Source organism: Bacillus salacetis, assembly GCF_003581585.1.
GTDB classification, from domain to species: domain Bacteria; phylum Bacillota; class Bacilli; order Bacillales; family Bacillaceae_B; genus Rossellomorea; species Rossellomorea salacetis.
Genome location: NZ_QXIR01000099.1, coordinates 1 through 389, shown reverse-complemented (window position 1 = coordinate 389; position 389 = coordinate 1). Strand labels below are relative to the sequence as shown.

General features: G+C 42.4%; 1 protein-coding gene. It reads left to right on the top strand.

Translation table 11 applies throughout. The features are described 5' to 3' along the window. Positions 1-389, top strand: a 389-nt coding sequence (locus D3H55_RS23770; protein ID WP_205685526.1) for a recombinase zinc beta ribbon domain-containing protein, incomplete at both ends; no start/stop codon positions are given.

The window sequence follows — 389 nt, the reverse complement described above, 5'->3', positions numbered from 1 at the left end:
TGCTCCTAATGAAGGGGAGTTACCCCAGTATTATATTGAGGGCCACCATGAGCCTATTATTGCCCCGGAAGAATGGGAGAAGGTACAAAGCATTATCCAAAAACGCAGCGAAGCCTTCAAGCAGCTGAACTACCAAAAGTATTCTAAAGACCAGCATAAAAATTCTTCTTTTACAGAGAACTTGTATTGCGGAGAATGCGGTAATGTACTAGGGTATGAACGAAGCTTGGAGAGACGAGGCTCCAACGGAACCAAAGAAATCAATCGTTGGGTTTGTAGGCTGGCAGAGAAATATTACGCTGTGAACGGCTGTTCATCCCAACGATTTCATCAAGACTATCTTGAAAGGCACTTTATTAATCTATTAAAAGGGTTTGAACAAGACGAGA